This window comes from Ignavibacteriota bacterium, from assembly GCA_019637995.1.
GTDB lineage: Bacteria > Bacteroidota > Ignavibacteria > Kapaibacteriales > UBA2268 > JANJTB01.
In genome coordinates this window covers 223,354-238,135 of the sequence record JAHBUQ010000003.1, presented here as the reverse complement: position 1 = coordinate 238,135, position 14,782 = coordinate 223,354, and the positions used below count along the sequence as shown (strand labels likewise).

Here is a 14,782-nt window from a genome sequence, read left to right as displayed (position 1 = left end):
TAAAATTAAATTGTTTTTTGTCACATTGAGCGAAGTCGAAATGTACTCTTTAGTCTTCGACTACGCTCAGACTGACAAAACATATCATAACAACAACCCAGTGTCACATTGAGCGAAGTCGAAATGTACTCTTTAGTCTTCGACTACGCTCAGACTGACAAAACATATCATAACAACAACCCAGTGTCACATTGAGCGAAGTCGAAATGTACTCTTTAGTCTTCGACTACGCTCAGACTGACAAAACATATCATAACAACAACCCAGTGTCACATTGAGCGAAGTCGAAATGTACTCTTTAGTCTTCGACTACGCTCAGACTGACAAAACATATCATAACAACAACCCAGTGTCACATTGAGCGAAGTCGAAATGTACTCTTTAGTCTTCGACTACGCTCAGACTGACAAAACATATCATAACAACAACCCAGTGTCACATAGAGCGAGTCGTGTCACATTGAGCGAAGTCGAAATGTGTTCATTATGCTTCTAAATTGATGTAATAGCACACTTCGACTAAGTTTATCCTGAGCGAAGTCGAAGGACTCAGTGTGACATTTAGCTGTATTATTTTGAAACTGAATACTTTTCTGCCAGACGCTGGTTAAATAAAGAACAAATACGCAACTTTTCGGCAGGAAGCCATAAAAGCAAGAGGATATCATCGCATCATTTCGGGGTGCAATTCAAGCGGTTTGTTATGTCATAAGCCACCTCAGGAATTTTTTTTAAATTTGTGCAGTCGCCGATTGTAAGTTAACAATATTTAATTAAATAAAAAAAACTTTTTTTAATTAATGTTACGTTACTATATATATTTCCAACAATTTTTGAAATTATCTGTATGATGTTGAATAATATACGAAGAAGTCATTGTGGGTGAATAAATATTATTTTAATAGTTTAATAGTACCTTGATTAATATACTGCTCAAGACCTGCACTGGAGAAAGCATTCGGATAATTTTGTCAAGCTACTTAAAATAATGACTTCCAAAATCCATTCTATTGCGGTTTTAGAAGGATATTTGATAATTACCTGTCATCAGAATACAAATCAATTGCAAGCAAGAACTGTTTGAAACGCAGGTATTTACTTGATGAATAGTTAATCAGTAGCGAATAAACGATTAATGTTTCAGTTTGCTTAATATTATAATTATTTTCTTGCTTAATTGGATTAATTTAGATAATTTTGTAAATCATTTATTGAGAATTCGTAGATAAGTGAGATGGCTTTAATTATCGAACCGTCACCGAACATGTCGGTAAGCAGAAATCCGGTGGACTACGATTATAAACCATTTGGTGATACTTTGTGGACTTCAGCAGGCACTATGAACCGTGATAACTTCGACGGTAGCACTAATAAAATTGAAAATTGAAAATTGACAATGAAACCAGATAAAAATATAGTGCTTATCATATCAAATAATTGTCAGCCGGAACGAAGTGGAGACCTGCGAAGCTCATTTTCAATTATCCATTGTCAATTATTTCGCCACTATGCGTATAACTCACCCCTGACCTACAGAGACCCAAGCGGCTTAGCCGTTTACTTTTGAAGATATCAAATTAAAGTGGTTTGTAAATAAAATTTTACAAATTATGAAGCGTTTATTTGTAATGATTATTATTATAAAATGTGAATATCAGTGAGTGATAAGTATAGTGCAGAATATGTTGAGTATGAAGGGAAATATCCCTTTAAACAATTCCTTGAGATTCTCAATGATGATGAAGAAGTTGAAGTTTATGCATCAATTGATATTTTGATAGAAATGCTGAATAATAATAATAGAATACCCGAAAAATTATCGAAAAGTTTGAAAGATGGAATTTTCGAGTTAAGAGTAAAACACTTTAATAGAATTTCTCGGTGTTTATATTTTTTTGTTAAAGGAAAGAAAATATATTTTACAAATGGATTTATCAAGAAAACGCAGAGAACACCAATCAATGAAATTGAAAAGGCGAGCTAATTGAAAAAGTATCATTTATCAAAGGAGGAATAAATGTGATAACTCAATATGAAAAATATCGAGATGAAAGGTTGCAAGACCCTGTACTTAAAGCAAAATATTTAATTGCTAAAGAAAAACTGAAATTAGAACTTCTGCTTGATTCAGTTGACGAGGCAATAACTAAACAAAGTTCCTTAAGTACTATCAAGAGGCGAACTGCTAAGCTCAGAAAGTATATTGAAGAATTAGCTGTATAGCTAACTTTTTATTTTAAATGAAAGAATTATAAAGTTGTATGAAAATAATAGTTATATCCGCAATTTTGATATTTCTGATGGTCAATTTGAATTCACACTCAGGAAATATGCAACCAATGATATTAATAAACAATTATTCTGGAAATTTACGCAATGACTGTTTAACACCTGATTTTTATTATGAGGTATGGGAAGGATATAAGTATTATCAAGATTTTGATACATCAAAATATGCTAACAAAACATTAGAATTTATTGTTAAAGATATGTCATGTAAATTTGAATTATTAGAATCAAGAACTTATTCATATAATGAAAAACTAAAACCTGAGCACTATTTTACAAGAACAAGTTTTTCGTTTTTTTTTAAAAAGGATGATTCCACTGCTATCGAACTAAAAGGATGTCTTGTTAATCGTAAAGATATTTTCAAAGAAGAAAATGATTCTTTAGCATTAGATATTATGTTGAAGAAAGATAGTTTTGCATTAGATGCAGTAATATTAAATGTTAAGGTAAGACATAACAAACTAAAAAATTACTATTTAAGAGATAGCTCTGATTTAGCTAAAGAAGGTATGCTATATTATGAAAAATATTTTCCTGAAGCATGTAAATAGGATTTAAGATCATGTTATTCTATATATTTCTGATACACTTGCTCATCTTTGGGAGTATTATATGACCGGTGCATTTGGAGAGGAAATTGTGCAATACAAGGGCTTTCAGACGACGGCGGAAGTTGGAATGGGACCGGAGAGAAAAGTATATCTTGGGGCTTATCGCTACCGGGCAGGTGGTGAACTGCTGTACCATCACGACGGGACAAAAGAGGTGGCTTTTACGGATAATAACGGCTCTGTTCGTCTTGTGGTACGTCAGAATGGCACGGCTTTTGATACTTTACACTTTGATTACAAACCATTTGGTGATACTTTGTGGACTTCAGCAGGCACTATGAATCGTGACAACTTCAATGGCAGTACGTATGATGCAGAATCGGATTTGCAGATGATGGGTTTCCGTATGTACGATAATGAAACTGGTCGCTTCACCACGCCTGACCTGCTGTGGAGTGCCTTCCCTGCTCAAACTCCATACCACTATGCCTTCAACTCACCTCTCACTTATCGAGATCCGACTGGACTGGCACCCGAGAAGGAGAAAGAACGAGAGGAGTTGCAACATATGATTACACTTAACGATTTAATTATTGGTAACCTTATTTATGCAGCATTTATTTCTGCTATAAAGAGCTCAAGTGTTTATTCGCCATCTGCTATACCTGATGGACGTAGAGATGAAGTTGATAAACTTATTTATATTAGTGCTAGAACAGCAAGTGCATCCTACTCCTTTAATGGTGTTTCAATAAGTATGGGATTTGATGGAAAACCCGCAGGTGTATTCTTTAATTATACTTTACAAATTACTGTTGATAAAAAAGTATTAAATATGCCGGTATCAATAGCAGTAGATAAGTCTGATGGTAAACATTTATTTAAAATAAAAGAAACTATGGATGGATATATGAATAATCTAAAAGCATCTGCAATGAAAATTCTGAGTGCTGACATTTCCTATTTTGACCCAATGATGGGGGGAAATTATAATATAATTATTGAGAGTGGAGCAAAAATTGCTAAATTCCATAATTCAGAAAATGGTAAGAATTTTACTCATTTAGCAGGCTTACACACATCACATGGGGACAATTCTGCAACTTTTAGATTAGCAAAAGAAGTGTTTAAGGATGGTGGTGATAAGGATTATAGGTATACTAATGAATTTGGTCGTGGCTCACGTCTTCAAGTGTGGGACACCTTTGCACATGAAGTTGCACACGAACTGGATTTACTAAATTATGGGAGAGAATTGTATGATCATAGCGGTATAATCGGAGATGTAGCTAAAGAAATTTTTGCTGAAAGACGCGTAAATTGGTTACGATTTTTAAGTAATAAGCCAAGATCTATTTATCCTTAATGGAGTTTAGTAATTTTTGAGGTTATGATGAAAAAGTCTGTATTAACTTTAATTGTTCTTTTGCTTGGAGGATGTCAAGCAATAAATGTTCACTTATTTGACAGTAGTAATGCTAAGATTGAGTTATTTAATACAATAATTAACAATCCTGAAGCAATGGATAGTATTATTAAAAATTCAAAATTTTACCATGCTGTTTTAAGTGATTATTTTTTTAAGAATACTTCAAACTACAACAACGTCGTAGAATTTTTAAAGAAAAATCAAAGAAAAAAAGGAAGTTTATTATATAACAAGAAGTTTACAATCACAGAATATCCGGTTGAAAATGTTTATGAAAATGGAAAAGATATTTACTATCACGAAATTTCATTTATTTATGAAGATGGTGAATCAGATTTAGTAGATGATGGTGATAATGTATTAATGATTAGTTTTGAGTTTCGTGACACTAAATGGTGTTTTATAGGCTTAAGAGAATGGACAAAAGAGCAATTAGATAGATTGTACTAATAATTATATTATTATTGAGCTATTATCACATCTAATAGCAGAGAAATCTTTGCTGAAAAACGAGTAAATTGGTTAAGGTTGTTAAATAATAAGCCAAGGAGGTAATGGTGAAGAAATCTGTAGTAATAATATTTATTGCTTTACTTGGAGGATGCCAAGCAATAAATGTCCACTTATTCGATAATAGTAATGCTAAGATTGAGTTATTAAATAAAATAATAAACAATCCTGAAGCAATGGATAGTATTATTAAAAATTCAAAATTTTATGATGCAGAGGTGAGTAATTACTTCTTTAATAATACGCCTGCTTACATTGCTGTTGTAAGCTTTTTAGAGAAAAACAAGGGTAGAAAAGTAACACTATTGTACAATAAGAAGTTTACTATGACAAGATATCCAATTCAGGGGGTTTACAAAGATGGTAAAGAAGTTCATTTTCATGAAATAGAATAGACTGTGCGCAAAATTAATATTATGCACAATATTAATATTATGTGAAAGTCTATTATGTATATCATAAGGACTTATATAAATATGGAAGCAATAAAAGGCAAAATAGTAGAAAATCAAAAAGAAGTATTCCTTTCTTTTCGTGTTAACTTAGAAGACAGGGAAAAGTTTAAATTTTTAGCTAAAGCAAAGAATAAATCAGCTTCAGAACTGATAACTGAGATAATTAATGATGAATTTAGCAAAGAACTTAAACCTTCTGAAATTAGAAAATTATCTCCCGATATGCAGGAATTTTACTGGAATCAACAAATTGTATTCGCTGAAAAAGTATTGAAAAGCAACAAAGAATTGACCGATTTACCCCAATTAGATGATGGAATTGAGTGATGAAGGAGTCAAATCCACAACGAGGAGAAATTTGGCTTGTAAATTTTGACCCAACAGAAGGAAATGAAATCCAAAAATTGAGACCGGCTGTTGTTATCAACCGAAACTTTTCAAATAATCTGGACTTATTTATCGTATTGCCAATCACTGGCTGGAAAGAAGATTTTTCAAGAATTTCTTGGCTATACAAAATTTTACCTGACGAAACTAATCATTTAGATAAGGTTAGCACAGTCAATTGTTATCAAATCCGAACTGTAAGTAAAACGAGGATAAAAAAAATAATAGGTAAATTGGCTGTTGATGACGTCGTAGAAATAGTAAATGCAGTAGGTTTTTGTATAGGCCTTTAAAATATTTTGAATTGATTTATATTGTTATTTATCAAACAAGTAGTACTTATCTAATTTACAATTAACAATTGACAATTGAAAATGAAATCAAATAAAAATATTGTGCTAATCATAACAAATAATTGTCAACTGTCAATTATCCATTATCAATTTGTTTGCCACTATGCGTACAACTCACCGCTGACTTATCGCGATCCGTCTGGACTGGCACCTGAGAAGGAGAAAGAACGAGAGGAGTTGATGAGCAACGAACTTGCTGAATGTGGTAGCGAAATCTTAGCAAGACAAAAAATTGAAGTTGATAATGGAGCTGTTGCGGATTCACCTCAACCAGAATCTTCCAATGGTGCTAGACCAGCTGATGAAGGTAGTGCACCTGATGATTTGGGAGATGGTGGAAGTGGTGTTGGAGGTAGTAGAATGATGGTCGCAGGAGATAATGCACTTACTTCAATGTTTCAATCCTTACAAGCACAAAGTCTTAATGTTGGACCGACTGGTGGACCAATGATTAGTTCGGGTGGTGGTTTTGGAGGTGGACTCAATCCACATTATCTATTTTCTCAAACCGTTGACAGAAGGCAAGAAATGATTTCTGCAGGAAAGAGTTTTGATAAAGAAGTAGGATTCCCGATTTATCGAAATATTGAAACTGGAAATATCAGAGCTGGAAAATTATTGATTGGATTTGATAAACACAATATGCAAGTTAGATGGGATGATTATAATCCATTGAATGAAGAATTTGTTGCTTTTGACCATATTCATTTTTCTAATCAACCATTAGAACCGATGGACTTTAATTGGATTGGTGTTGGTGTCGGAGATTATTTATTGGGAAAAAGACCTTTTAATGCTGAAATGCAATTTGTAGTCTTTTGTACAACTATTTATAAATCACCTGTTACGACATACGGTCATATTTATGATGCTGGTTTGTTTCAGTCATGGTATAATAACAATTTTTCCCGTACGAATTGGAAAAATTGGACAGTAACAGGACCGGATGGTAAGTATCATAGGATGGACGCATATTTTCTTAATGGAGATTACAATTCTGCTTTTAGCATTTTACAATATTTGATTAACCAAATAAAATCAGGAATAAGGTATGGAAAAATTAAGTAAAATTATGTTGGTTATTTATTTCTTTGTAATTTCATCCAATTGCTTAAAATGTGAAGAATTTGCATATGTAGGAGATGACTCAATAAGAATAGTAAACTATATGATGAAGTATCATTTAGATTTTATAAAAAACAGCATTGAATATGAAAATATAACTTTTCACAAGCCTGAAAATAGAACATATACTTTAAGAGAGTTATATGATTCATTAAAAAGTATATATTTACCATTTAATACCAATACAACCGTTAGAAGTATTTGGTATGAAGGTGGGCTTAATTCCATGAATTGGTTTTTGGTTGATTCAAATACAATTTATACTTTGTGGATTTTCATACCTGATAGTCTATTTTTAAATAGTGGACTTTTACAAAAAATGGAAACTACCTCTAAAATTAGAATTAATGAAATTCTTAAGTTTGAAGATTTTGGAGTATTGGCTTATAAGGATAAGAAAATTTCATTTATTAAAAATGATGAATTACTAGGTAAAGAATATTTGAATCTACTGAAATTATTGGATAAAAAAAAACCATAAAAGAAAAATAATTATTTATTCAGAAATTATTCATACTCCTACAACACAGCAGGACGATTAACAGAATACACAAAAAGCAATATTTCGGAAATTTGTTCAAGTTTTAAGGAAAAAATACAACAGGATGAATCTTACAGCGAATACAAATGGACATGGGGCTATAAGTATAACCATTCCGGAGTGCGTGAGCAGAAGCGATTGCTTACAAGTCCGCATGGGGATGGTGATATTGATGATGAAGGAATTAAAGTATTCGCTCATCTTTGGGAGTACTATATGACCGGTGCTTTTGGAGAGGAGATTGTGCAGTACAAAGGTTTTCAGACGTCTGCGGATGTTGGAATGGGACCTGAGAGAAAAGTATATCTTGGGGCGCATCGCTACCGGGCAGGTGGTGAACTGCTGTACCATCACGACGGGACAAAAGAAGTGAATTTCACGGAAAATAACGGCTCTGTCCGGCTTGTTGTACGTCAGAATGGCACGGCTTTTGATGCTTTACACTTTGATTATAAACCATTTGGTGATACTTTGTGGACATCAGCAGGCACTATGAACCGAGATAACTTCGACGGTAGCACGTATGATGCAGAATCTGATTTGCAGATGATGGGCTTCCGTATGTATGACAACGAAACAGGTCGTTTCACCACGCCCGACCTGCTGTGGTCTGCCTTCCCATCGCATACGCCTTACCATTATGCGTACAACTCACCTCTCACTTATCGAGACCCGACGGGATTGGCACCCGAGAAGGAGATAAACATAATAATATATCCGTCTATCATATATCAAGTTATCGAAAAAATCATAATTAATGGTATTTTAATTCTTAACTTGTTATAATATTTGTTTGTTTAATACTTCTAATATTCAAACATTTTTGAAGGATATTAGTATGTTAAATTATAATAATCATATTGAAATTAAACCAGATATCAGGTTTGGAAAACCAGTAATAAAAGGTACAAGAATATCAGTATCAGATATATTAAGCATGTTGGCAGATAATATGTGTATTTCAGAAATTATTGAGGATTTTCCACAATTAAAATCTGATGACATAAAAGCATGCCTTCAATATGCAAGCTTTAATGAACGAATTGTGGCTTATGCAGTATGAAAGTATTGCTTGATGAAAATATATCATGGAGGATAATAAAGTTTATCGAAAAATATTTTGAAGATGTTAAACATATAACCAGTATATCTACTAATAGATTAAGCGACTTTGAAATTTGGAGATATGCTAAAATTAATAATTATACAATATTAACATACGATTCAGACTTTCGAAATTTTGTTACATATTATAATTATCCACCAAAAGTAGTATGGATTCGTACTGGAAACATCAGTAAAATACACTTAGCAGAATTAATCCAAAATAATATTGATTCAATAATCGAATTTGGAAATAATGATGATTTTGGTATTCTCGAAATATTATAGTTTTTGTGGACATCAGCTGGCACTATGAACCGTGATAACTTCGACGGCAGTATTTATGATTCAGAATCCGATTTGCAGATGATGGGCTTCCGTATGTACGACAACGAAACGGGTCGTTTCACCACGCCTGACCTGCTGTGGAGTGCCTTCCCTGCTGATAGAAGCTGTGTTTCGACTTTAAGCAATACTTATCAGTCCCGTGACCAGAATACGGGCAGAACTACATTTGTTACACTTGAGAATAAAATGGACGCAGTGGTTTCATATTTGGAATTTAGCCCCGAAGCAAGAATAGTTCTTACTCCAAAATTTATCAATGGTCCTTTAAGATTCCTGACCGGCTTTCGAGTTTCAACTATGAAAGAGTAGTATGTTTATAGCTTTCTATAATAATTAGTATTTGAAACTAAAAAATAATTCTGTTATAATAAAATAAAAATTCCTATACTAAGTCTTATAATGTGTACACTTTATTTTTCTTAATTAAAAGGAGTTCTGTAACATGAATGTATTAAAAATATTAGCAGTAGCATTGGCATTTGTTTTTGCTTTTACTGTAACTGAAGCTATCGCTTGCGATAAGACTAAAACATCAGCAAAATCTGAATGCTCAACCGAAATGAAGAAAACTTCAGCTAAGGGCGAAAAATCAGGCGAATGCTGCTCGACTGCTAAAACTGCTTCTGCAAAGTCAGAATGCTGCTCAACTACTAAGACTGCTTCTGTGAAATCTGAATGCTGCTCAAGCAAGAAAGATGCAAAATTAGAAGCTGCAAATCAGGAAACTAAAGAAGTTAAGACAGCTGAAATCAAGCCTATTAACAACTAATATAGATGTTTCTAAATATTAATGGGGCTGCACTTTTAATTATGTGACAGCCCCATTGCTTTTTTTATTAGTTACAAAATTAATCTGCTTTGCAGCATTTTGGTAAGCGTTTGTATGCTCTACCGTCACGTTTAACATCATCTGCGTTATATCCCGCTTTAGATATTGCATTTCTTAGTTCATCAACATTAGTTCTTGTGCTGTCATATTTGACGGTTGCAACTTTTGTATCCAAATCAAGATTCGATTTTTCCACTCCGGCTACTTTATTTAGCGCCTTTTCTATATTTTCTTTGCAATGCTCACAGATAGCAGAGGTTTTGATTTCAATAGTTGATTTGATTTCCTGCGAATCTGCTATATATGTCAAAACAATTATGCTTAATATTACAAATATATACTTCATTTTATTTTATCCTTAATTTGAAAAATTATTTAATATTATATCTTGCGCCGATATATATTTTCCTTCCGATAATAGGTCCCCATATCATCGAACTGTCAAAATAGTTGCCAAATGGGTCATTCGCAGCAATAATAGGGTTAGCCTGAACGAAATCGAATATATTCTCAGCTCCAAGATAAAGTTCCAAAGCATCAAGCCTTTTAGTAATATGTCCATGAACCATATAAAACGCATCGAAACTTGTTGGCAGTCTGTATTGTTCGGGGTTCATGTGTGTATGAGGAATTCTGCCCCCACCATTATATTCAACTGTCATATCAAAAGACCATCCCTGATTTGCAGTACTGTATGCAATGTTGAAAAACCCTTTGTGAAAATTTTGAAATGGCTTATCCAGAAGTTCGCCATTCATAGTCATCTTAACTTCATTAAATCTGTAAGCAGTTGAGATAATCAAGTTGTCAGTAAGTTCGGCAATCAAATCCACCTGAAAGCTATTCGAGAATGATTCACCATCGAGATTATAAAAATATATTGATTGTGCATTTCTGTCCATATCTACAATTAATTGATTTACAAATTCAGTTCTGAAGAAATCGGCATTGAAAGTAAAATATGTGTTCAGAAAATCGAATTGCGAAGTAAATGATATGCCGTAGGAATTTGCTTCCTCACGTAAGATATCTTCAAGCATAATAATTTCTCTTGAGCTTGCCAGTACAAATGAATTCTCTGCAATTGCATAGGGTGTCCTTGAGCCCCGCCCTGCAGAAAGTCTTAGAGTAAATAAGTCATCAGGGCTGTATTTGGCGTGAAATCTTGGTGTAAAAAATTCACCGTATTGATTATGGTAATCTGCTCTCAAACCACCCGTCAGAACTACATCTTTGATTCCAATAAATGAATATTCAGTAAAAACTCCGGGAATATATTCATTTATAAAGCCATTAGTTCCATTTAAAGTATGGAAATAATTATCATACTGAAAACTCGCACCTGCAGTTAGTTTGTGCCATATTTCCGGTTCATGACCACAATCATCCTCATCTTCATGGTGATTATGGTCATGAGATTCTTTAAAAAAGCCTGTCGCAAAAAGCACATTAGCATACATTGAATTATGCTGAGCGTTGAATGTATTTATTCCATAAAAAGACTCTTGATTGTGATGAGTAAAACTTAGAATGGTACCGATACTCGAACCTCGTTCACCATCAAGAAGAAAGCCGTTTTTAGTAAATGCATTCAGTCTTGTAGTCTGAATATCCATACCGTAGTAGTTTCGATCGTTATTGAACAGGAATTCCCGCTGTCCTGCCTGTCTGTCTTCGTAAACAAAGTTAGCAGCTGTAACTGATTCCACCGTCTCACCGATATACTTCCAGCGATTCATTAAATTAACCTGATTGACCTGAGGATGGTCTATAAAACTGTCATTATTCAAGTCATGATACCACTGATGAGTATTTGCATGAACAAGCATCATTGTGCTTAGTTTTTCGTTTACATCAAAGTTGCCGTAGGAGTTTACTTCCATTCTGCCAAGGTGGTCACCATAAACATTGAAATGAGTGGGGTTATTGTTCTCAGGCTTTTTAAATTCCACATTTATTTGACCTGTAATTGATTCAAATCCGTTTACAACAGAAGATGTACCTTTTGAAATAGAAATAGATTCCATCCATGGTCCGGGTACATACCCAAGCCCGAATGCTGTTGCAAGCCCGCGCATTGAAGGAACATTTTCAGCTTGTAATTGTGTATATGTTCCTTTCAGACCTAAAAGCATAATTTGTCTTGCACCGGACATAGCATCTGAATATTCGACATCTGCAGCTGCATTTGTGACGAAACTCTCAGCAAGGTTACAGCAAGCGGCTTTTTGTAAACCACCCTCAGTAATTGTTACTGAATTTACTACTGATGATGTTGAAATAAGTGCTTGCGGAGCCTCGGCTTCGACTCGAATTTCATCGGTTGAAAGACTTTGCTTAAGATTGATTTCGACACTAAGACTATTTGAACTAATTGTTAACGTATCAGTCTTATAACCAACAAAACTGACAACTAATTTATTTGTACTTTTTATTTTTTGTAATGAAAATTCTCCATTTTTGCCGGTTAGAACGCCTTTACCTGTGTTAAGCCACTGAACACTTGCTCTGACTAATGGAGATTTTTTGTCATTTTCATCTAATCCAAACACATTGCCCTTCAGATTTTCTTGTGAAAAGCTGTTTGATACTAAGAAAATTAACATCGCTATTGTTATAATATAATTTTTCACTTTAATACCTGATTTATATTCTAAAAAAACTAAAAATGATACAAAGAATAACTCTGAATTTATTCAGAATTAATGATTTATACCTTGATTTGAGGTAATATTAAAGTGATAGCGGTATGCTGCCGCGATTATCGGAGCAGTGAATTATCCTGATTATTTCAAGGACAATGTCACGGGGCAGAAGCAGTATTTCTTTGGTTTTATTCAATTTATAAAGATATTCATCATATTTAAGCTTTATGCTGTTAAAATGATGAATAAATTGTATATTTGTTTGAATATTTATTTGTTTTGCTATGGATCCTAAATATGCTGATTTGAGAGTGTATTCATAAATCTCATCCTGACAACATCCAACTGAGCTAATTGAAAGTCCGGATTGTTCATTGATTTTGTTCGATGAGCATGAATTATGATTTGATTCACCACTATGACAGCAGGATTCAGTATGAACAACTGATTCAGTTTCGCATGCACAATGTGGAGTTTCGATAATTTCAAAGGTTCGTTCTCCTGTTTTTCCGCAAGTATGATAATGCAATTGCAATCCCATGACTGCAAAAAACATTACAATCATCATTGAAAATGACACGATATTTATAAATAACCTTTTCATTATGTACAAAAATACGAAAATTAACGAAATTTATTTCAAATTTTCTTATTTTTGAATATTCTAAAGTATTGATTTTGATTAAAATGAGGATTTAAAATGGCTTATAATATTGGTGTTATTGGTACAGGATATGTTGGTCTGGTTTCGGGGACTTGTTTTGCCGCAACCGGAAATTATGTTTATTGTGTGGATATTGACGAAAATAAAGTAGAGAAGCTCAAACAAGGGGTATGTCCTATTTATGAACCGGGACTTAGCAATATGCTTGAAAGCAATATTCGTGATGAAAGACTTTATTTTACTACTGATTTGAAGCAGGCTGTTGATAATTGCAATATAATTTTCCTATGCCTTCCAACTCCTCCAAGCGAAGATGGCTCAGCTGATTTGCAGCACGTCAAGAAAGTAGCCGCAGATATAGCTGAAATCTTAAAAACTACGGATCCAAAAGCAGAAAAAATTGTTGTAAACAAAAGCACTGTTCCTGTCGGAACTTCCAAAATTGTCCAGGATATTTTTGATAACGCTATAGCAGGTAATAATGTTTCCGTTGTATCCAATCCAGAGTTTTTGAGAGAAGGTTTTGCTGTCGAAGATGCTATGAAGCCTGACAGAATTGTTGTTGGTACAAGTAATCTCAAAGCTGCTGAAGTTATGCGGGATTTATACAAGCCTTTCGTCAGAAGTGGAAATCCAATTTACATTATGGACGAAAAGAGTGCTGAAGTCACGAAATATGCGGCAAATGCATTCCTTGCGACCAAAATATCATTTATGAACGATTTATCGGCATACTGCGAAAAAGTAGGTGCCGATATTGATTCAATACGTCTTGGTATCGGCTCTGATACCAGAATTGGCAAGAGATTTTTATTTGCAGGTGTTGGCTATGGAGGTTCATGTTTTCCCAAAGATGTAAGAGCAATAATGTACTCTGCTGAATCTGCAGGCACACCGCTAAGCATAGTTGAAGCTGCTCATAGAGTCAATGAGAATCAGATTGCACGTTTTGCTGAGCTCGTTATAGAGAAATTTGGAACTGACCTGCGAGGTAAAAAGTTTGCCATTTGGGGACTTGCATTCAAGCCGAATACTGACGATACGCGTGAAGCTCCGGCTTTCAGAATCATCGAAAGATTACTCGAAGCAGGTGCTGAAATTCATGCATACGACCCTGAAGCTATGGATAATACCAAATTAATTTTCGGAGATAGAATTTCATATCATAAAAATATGTATGATTGCGTTGATAATGCTGAGGCGCTTATTATTGTAACCGAATGGACAGTATTTAGAAATCCCGATTTTGAGAAAATTAAATCATCTCTGAAGAATAATATCATTTTTGACGGTAGAAATCTATTTACAATCGAAGAAATGGAAGCCGAAGGATTTAGTTATTACAGCATTGGCAGAAAATATGTTGATTAGTTTGAAAATTTAATATTAATAATGTTAAGATAGAATTTGGTGTTAAATGAAACAGATATCCCGGCTACCATTATTAGTCGGGATTTGTTTTATATATTTAATTTTGATTATTTTAGTTCCATGAATAAGCAATTAAAAATATGAAACAATTATTATTATGCGACTTTGTAATTAATTTA

Annotated in this window: 21 protein-coding genes; 18 read left to right on the top strand and 3 right to left on the bottom strand. The window is 33.7% G+C overall.

Annotated features, from left to right (window positions below; all coding sequences use genetic code 11):
• Positions 1–1,233 precede the first annotated feature (1,233 nt).
• From KF896_13055 to KF896_12975, 17 genes are all read left to right on the top strand, one after another.
• A complete protein-coding gene (locus KF896_13055) occupies positions 1,234–1,386 on the top strand; it encodes a hypothetical protein (protein ID MBX3044637.1) in 153 nt (50 codons plus the stop codon).
• 9 nt (positions 1,387–1,395) lie between these two features.
• Positions 1,396–1,566, top strand: a complete 171-nt coding sequence (locus KF896_13050) for a hypothetical protein (protein ID MBX3044636.1) — start codon at positions 1,396–1,398, stop codon at positions 1,564–1,566.
• Between the two features lie 90 nt (positions 1,567–1,656).
• On the top strand, positions 1,657–1,983 hold the full coding sequence (locus tag KF896_13045; protein ID MBX3044635.1) for a type II toxin-antitoxin system RelE/ParE family toxin: 327 nt from the start codon (positions 1,657–1,659) through the stop codon (positions 1,981–1,983).
• Positions 1,984–2,018: 35 nt separating this feature from the next.
• A complete protein-coding gene (locus tag KF896_13040) occupies positions 2,019–2,222 on the top strand; it encodes a hypothetical protein (GenBank protein MBX3044634.1) in 204 nt (67 codons plus the stop codon).
• 38 nt (positions 2,223–2,260) lie between these two features.
• On the top strand, positions 2,261–2,842 hold the full coding sequence (locus tag KF896_13035) for a hypothetical protein (GenBank protein MBX3044633.1): 582 nt from the start codon (positions 2,261–2,263) through the stop codon (positions 2,840–2,842).
• A gap of 61 nt (positions 2,843–2,903) precedes the next feature.
• Positions 2,904–4,208, top strand: coding sequence for an RHS repeat-associated core domain-containing protein (locus tag KF896_13030; protein MBX3044632.1), 1,305 nt, complete (start codon positions 2,904–2,906; stop codon positions 4,206–4,208).
• A 27-nt stretch (positions 4,209–4,235) separates the two neighbouring features.
• Entirely contained in the window at positions 4,236–4,721 is a 486-nt protein-coding gene (locus KF896_13025; GenBank protein ID MBX3044631.1) for a hypothetical protein, read from the top strand.
• A 107-nt stretch (positions 4,722–4,828) separates the two neighbouring features.
• A complete protein-coding gene (locus KF896_13020) occupies positions 4,829–5,176 on the top strand; it encodes a hypothetical protein (protein ID MBX3044630.1) in 348 nt (115 codons plus the stop codon).
• Between the two features lie 81 nt (positions 5,177–5,257).
• Positions 5,258–5,563, top strand: coding sequence for a hypothetical protein (locus tag KF896_13015; protein ID MBX3044629.1), 306 nt, complete (start codon positions 5,258–5,260; stop codon positions 5,561–5,563).
• A complete protein-coding gene (locus KF896_13010; protein ID MBX3044628.1) occupies positions 5,563–5,916 on the top strand; it encodes a type II toxin-antitoxin system PemK/MazF family toxin in 354 nt (117 codons plus the stop codon). Before KF896_13015 ends, KF896_13010 begins: the two co-directional genes overlap by 1 nt.
• A gap of 81 nt (positions 5,917–5,997) precedes the next feature.
• Positions 5,998–7,044 (top strand): hypothetical protein, encoded by a 1,047-nt coding sequence (locus tag KF896_13005; protein ID MBX3044627.1) that lies wholly within the window; start codon positions 5,998–6,000, stop codon positions 7,042–7,044.
• Positions 7,028–7,582: a hypothetical protein gene (locus KF896_13000; GenBank protein MBX3044626.1), complete on the top strand. Its 555-nt coding sequence runs from the start codon at positions 7,028–7,030 to the stop codon at positions 7,580–7,582. Before KF896_13005 ends, KF896_13000 begins: the two co-directional genes overlap by 17 nt.
• A gap of 198 nt (positions 7,583–7,780) precedes the next feature.
• Entirely contained in the window at positions 7,781–8,428 is a 648-nt protein-coding gene (locus KF896_12995) for a hypothetical protein (protein ID MBX3044625.1), read from the top strand.
• A gap of 52 nt (positions 8,429–8,480) precedes the next feature.
• Positions 8,481–8,705: a DUF433 domain-containing protein gene (locus KF896_12990; GenBank protein ID MBX3044624.1), complete on the top strand. Its 225-nt coding sequence runs from the start codon at positions 8,481–8,483 to the stop codon at positions 8,703–8,705.
• Positions 8,702–9,034, top strand: a complete 333-nt coding sequence (locus KF896_12985) for a DUF5615 family PIN-like protein (protein ID MBX3044623.1) — start codon at positions 8,702–8,704, stop codon at positions 9,032–9,034. The genes KF896_12990 and KF896_12985 overlap by 4 nt, the downstream gene beginning before the upstream one ends.
• 3 nt (positions 9,035–9,037) lie before the next feature.
• The gene (locus KF896_12980; protein ID MBX3044622.1) at positions 9,038–9,403 is read left to right on the top strand and encodes a hypothetical protein; all 366 of its coding nucleotides are present in this window, start codon (positions 9,038–9,040) and stop codon (positions 9,401–9,403) included.
• A gap of 133 nt (positions 9,404–9,536) precedes the next feature.
• Complete coding sequence (locus KF896_12975) at positions 9,537–9,863, top strand: hypothetical protein (protein MBX3044621.1); 327 nt, start codon at positions 9,537–9,539, stop codon at positions 9,861–9,863.
• A 79-nt stretch (positions 9,864–9,942) separates the two neighbouring features.
• Here KF896_12975 and KF896_12970 read toward each other — a convergent pair whose 3' ends face one another.
• The 3 genes from KF896_12970 to KF896_12960 form a co-directional block, all read right to left on the bottom strand.
• Positions 9,943–10,269, bottom strand: coding sequence for a heavy-metal-associated domain-containing protein (locus tag KF896_12970; GenBank protein ID MBX3044620.1), 327 nt, complete (start codon positions 10,267–10,269; stop codon positions 9,943–9,945).
• Positions 10,270–10,294: 25 nt separating this feature from the next.
• The gene (locus KF896_12965; GenBank protein ID MBX3044619.1) at positions 10,295–12,556 is read right to left on the bottom strand and encodes a TonB-dependent receptor; all 2,262 of its coding nucleotides are present in this window, start codon (positions 12,554–12,556) and stop codon (positions 10,295–10,297) included.
• Between the two features lie 100 nt (positions 12,557–12,656).
• Entirely contained in the window at positions 12,657–13,172 is a 516-nt protein-coding gene (locus KF896_12960) for a hypothetical protein (GenBank protein ID MBX3044618.1), read from the bottom strand.
• A gap of 96 nt (positions 13,173–13,268) precedes the next feature.
• Between KF896_12960 and KF896_12955 the strand changes: the two genes are divergently transcribed.
• Positions 13,269–14,603: a UDP-glucose/GDP-mannose dehydrogenase family protein gene (locus KF896_12955; protein ID MBX3044617.1), complete on the top strand. Its 1,335-nt coding sequence runs from the start codon at positions 13,269–13,271 to the stop codon at positions 14,601–14,603.
• Positions 14,604–14,782: the final 179 nt, after the last annotated feature.

What these genes read in the sequence shown, in the direction of transcription:
- KF896_13055 (MBX3044637.1), top strand. Translation starts at nt 1,234, where the DNA reads ATGGCTTTAATTATCGAACCGTCACCGAACATGTCGGTAAGCAGAAAT.
- KF896_13050 (MBX3044636.1), top strand. Translation starts at nt 1,396, where the DNA reads ATGAAACCAGATAAAAATATAGTGCTTATCATATCAAATAATTGTCAG.
- KF896_13035 (MBX3044633.1), top strand. Translation starts at nt 2,261, where the DNA reads ATGAAAATAATAGTTATATCCGCAATTTTGATATTTCTGATGGTCAAT.
- KF896_13030 (MBX3044632.1), top strand. Translation starts at nt 2,904, where the DNA reads ATGACCGGTGCATTTGGAGAGGAAATTGTGCAATACAAGGGCTTTCAG.
- KF896_13025 (MBX3044631.1), top strand. Translation starts at nt 4,236, where the DNA reads ATGAAAAAGTCTGTATTAACTTTAATTGTTCTTTTGCTTGGAGGATGT.
- KF896_13015 (MBX3044629.1), top strand. Translation starts at nt 5,258, where the DNA reads ATGGAAGCAATAAAAGGCAAAATAGTAGAAAATCAAAAAGAAGTATTC.
- KF896_13010 (MBX3044628.1), top strand. Translation starts at nt 5,563, where the DNA reads ATGAAGGAGTCAAATCCACAACGAGGAGAAATTTGGCTTGTAAATTTT.
- KF896_13005 (MBX3044627.1), top strand. Translation starts at nt 5,998, where the DNA reads ATGAAATCAAATAAAAATATTGTGCTAATCATAACAAATAATTGTCAA.
- KF896_13000 (MBX3044626.1), top strand. Translation starts at nt 7,028, where the DNA reads ATGGAAAAATTAAGTAAAATTATGTTGGTTATTTATTTCTTTGTAATT.
- KF896_12990 (MBX3044624.1), top strand. Translation starts at nt 8,481, where the DNA reads ATGTTAAATTATAATAATCATATTGAAATTAAACCAGATATCAGGTTT.
- KF896_12985 (MBX3044623.1), top strand. Translation starts at nt 8,702, where the DNA reads ATGAAAGTATTGCTTGATGAAAATATATCATGGAGGATAATAAAGTTT.
- KF896_12975 (MBX3044621.1), top strand. Translation starts at nt 9,537, where the DNA reads ATGAATGTATTAAAAATATTAGCAGTAGCATTGGCATTTGTTTTTGCT.
- KF896_12970 (MBX3044620.1), bottom strand. Translation starts at nt 10,269, where the DNA reads ATGAAGTATATATTTGTAATATTAAGCATAATTGTTTTGACATATATA.
- KF896_12960 (MBX3044618.1), bottom strand. Translation starts at nt 13,172, where the DNA reads ATGAAAAGGTTATTTATAAATATCGTGTCATTTTCAATGATGATTGTA.
- KF896_12955 (MBX3044617.1), top strand. Translation starts at nt 13,269, where the DNA reads ATGGCTTATAATATTGGTGTTATTGGTACAGGATATGTTGGTCTGGTT.